We start from the raw sequence: 3048 nt of genomic DNA, 5'->3' as shown, positions 1-3048 counted from the left end.
GCCGTGGGGATGCTGGTGTTGTAGAAGAGGTTGGCCGGCAGGCCGATGACCGCTTCGAGCAGGTCGTCGTCCAGGACACGCTGGCGGATGGCTGCTTCCTGGCCGCCGCGAAAGAGGACGCCGTGCGGCAGGACGACGCCGACGCGACCCTTCTTCGGGTTCATACTGGCGATCATGTGCTGCACGAACGCCCAGTCCGCCGACGACTGCGGGGCGACCCCGCCGAGAGCACGCGGGTCCTTGGTCCAAGGCTTCCACTTCAGGCTGTAGGGCGGGTTTGCGACGATCACGTCGAACTGCGCGACAGACCCGTCCGACTTCTTGAAGCGCGGGTCCTTCAGGGTGTCGCCGACCTCAACCTGGAACTGGGTGAGGTTGTGCATGAAGAGGTTCATGCGGGCCACACCCGCCGTGTCCGGTACGGCCTCCTGCCCGTACAGGCGGAGTGTGTAGCCACGTCCGCCGTGGGCCTTCAGGAGGTTCGCGGAGGCGATGAGCATGCCGCCCGACCCGCAGGTCGGGTCGTACACCGACTCGAAGCCCTTGGGGTCTAGGACCTCGACGATCAGCTGGACGACCTCGCGTGGGGTGAAGAACTGGCCGGCTCGGGTGCCGGATCCGTCGGAGAACCGCTTCAGCAGGTACTCGTACGCCCCGCCCAGCACGTCGTGGGACATGTTGCCCTCGTGCATCCTCGGGGTGCGGTCCATCGCCTGCATGACCGCCTCCAACACCTGCCCCGGCAGCACCTCTTCGGAGGTCCAGGTCATGGACCCGAACAGGCGGGAGAACTTGTCAGGGTTGGCCGTCTCGATGGCCTGCAGGGAGGCGCGGACGCGCCGGCCGAGGCTGGGCTGGGTGATGGTGGCGAGGATGGACGTCCAGGAGGCGCGACGCTGCTGGACGGTGCCGGGGTGGATGAACGGGATCTCGAACGACTGGTAGTCGCGGTACTCGATCTCGTGGGCTTCCTCGGCGGACAGGTCCTCCAGATCCTCGTTGTCGGCAAGGAACTCCTCGTGCTGGTGCTCCCAGGTGTCCGACAGGTACTTCCAAAACATCAACGGGAAGACGACGGAGGAGTATTGCGCTTCAGGCATTGCCACGCGCAGCTCGTCAGCGGCATCCCATAACCGGTTCTCGATTTCCTGCTGGGTCACAACCATCAGTCGGGGGGTGTCCTTGCTCGTCAAAGGGGGGGGCGACCCGAAGGTCGTGGCGATTCTGCTGGTCATCCAATTTCGGGCGTGCCGGCATGTATATGTCGGGTGTGTCCTAAAGGGTTAACAGACGCGGGGCGCCATACCCCCTGCTTGGGTGACCAACCAACGATATCCCCGCCACGGACTACAGAATGGGGCAAACGGTCAAAACAAATGACGAGCCCAGCAGTAGCCGTTTATGTGGTGATATCGCTAAGTTGCGGGTAGGCGTCATGCACCGGTTGCAACGGTCACGCCTTATAAGACCGCAGGCAGCTAAGTGGGCCGTGCGTCACATCTCTCTCACGATCGCCACGCGATGGTTGGGAGCCGTGCGGGGCTGAGGGCGCTCGACGGGCCGAGCTTCGTGCCTCAGCCCAGCCCACCGGATGACGGGGCTGGCCGCCGTTGTTTGATACGCACGAGCAGCCGACGAAGATCTTCGTACTCTTCCTGCGGCGCTGTCACCCTGTCGAGATTGCGACGCGATCTCCCACCATCATGGCTGTTCGCGATGACCGTGATGGATCACCGGTCGGCTCGAAACCCACGAGAACGCGGGTCTGGTCCGCAGGTAAGGTTCCTTTCGCGCGGAGTGTGTGCCGACTGGGTTGAATGTGTTCGGGGTCTCATCTGAGGTTTGTGGAGGGGCGATGAGTTCAGCCGGCACTGTGCCGTACGACGTCGTCGTGGTCGGGGGCGCCGGGGTCGACACGACGGTGTACGTGCCGGAGTTGCCGCTGCCGTACGCCGACACCTACGGCGTGCCGCCCGTGGTCGATCGCATCGGCAACACCGGAAGCGGGGTGCTCCTCGGCTGCCACGCCCTCGGCCTGCGGGCCAGGCTGATCGACCTGATCGGAGACGACCCGCAGGGCGCGCTCATCCGCGCCCACCTCGCCGCGCGCGGCGCCGACTTCGGGTGGGAGATCGTGCCCGAGGGCACCCGGCGCAGCGTGCTGCTGGTCGGCCCCAACGGGCGGCGGCTCTCGCTGTACGACCCGCGCGCCGCGGCCGGGCAGCGCCTGCCCCGCGACCTCTATCTCCCCGCGATCAGCCGGGCGCGGCACGTCCACGCGTCCATCACCGACTTCTCCCGCCACCTGTACCCCGAGCTGCTGGAGCTGGGGGTCCCCGTCTCGACCGACCTGCACGACTGGGACGGCGTGAACGACCACCACAAGGACTTCGCCTACTCCTCCGACGTGGTCTTCATGTCGGCGGCCAAGCTCCCCGACCCGGGTCCGGTGATGCGCGACATCCTGGCGCGTGGCCGTGCGTCCCTGGTCGTCTGCACGGCGGGCGCCTCCGGGGCGTACCTCCTCGGCGACGCCGCAGGTGAGCCCGTGCTCCTCCCGGCCGCCCCGCTTCCCGGCCCGGTGGCCGACAGCAACGGAGCGGGCGACGCGTTCGTGTCGGGGTTCCTGTACGGCCGCCTGCGCGGCCTGCCGCCGGAGGAGTGTGTCCGCCTCGGCGCGGTCGCCGGAGCGCACGCGTGTACCTCCGAGGGCACCCACGAGAGCCCGATCGACGAGGAGACCCTGCTCAAGCGCCTGCCCCCGGCCTGAGCGCGACCGGGCCCACTTCAGGACGGTCTCACCTCAGGACGGTCTCACCTCAGGACGGGTCCGCGTCAGGCCAGGCCCGCTTCAGGACGGGTTCACTTCAGCAGGCCGACTCCGCGGGCGATGACGAGCACCGACAGCACAGCCGGAGGCGCAGCCTCCAGAGATCGCCGTCCACCGCCCAGCCCGGTAAGGAATAGTGCTCATCCAGACAAATTCCCTGAAGTCAGCACTACCTCGCCCGAATGGCAGCCGCGGCACGCTCGCGCCCGGGAGGCGAG

General features: G+C 67.2%; 2 protein-coding genes. One reads left to right on the top strand and one right to left on the bottom strand.

Features of this window, described 5'->3' with window-relative positions; all coding sequences use genetic code 11:
* Nucleotides 1-1100, bottom strand: a 1100-nt coding sequence (locus AB0B89_RS35770; RefSeq protein WP_358562028.1) for an N-6 DNA methylase, incomplete at its 3' end; no start/stop codon positions are given.
* A 755-nt stretch (nucleotides 1101-1855) separates the two neighbouring features.
* Here AB0B89_RS35770 and AB0B89_RS35765 point away from each other — a divergent pair.
* Entirely contained in the window at nucleotides 1856-2770 is a 915-nt protein-coding gene (locus AB0B89_RS35765; protein WP_358562025.1) for a PfkB family carbohydrate kinase, read from the top strand.
* The last annotated feature ends 278 nt before the right edge of the window (nucleotides 2771-3048 follow it).

Source organism: Sphaerisporangium sp. NPDC049002 (assembly GCF_040649355.1).
Lineage (GTDB): Bacteria > Actinomycetota > Actinomycetes > Streptosporangiales > Streptosporangiaceae > Sphaerisporangium.
The sequence above is the reverse complement of the archived record's forward strand: the minus strand, read 5'-3'. Positions and strand labels throughout refer to the sequence as shown.

What these genes read in the sequence shown, in the direction of transcription:
- AB0B89_RS35765 (WP_358562025.1), top strand. Translation starts at nt 1,856, where the DNA reads ATGAGTTCAGCCGGCACTGTGCCGTACGACGTCGTCGTGGTCGGGGGC.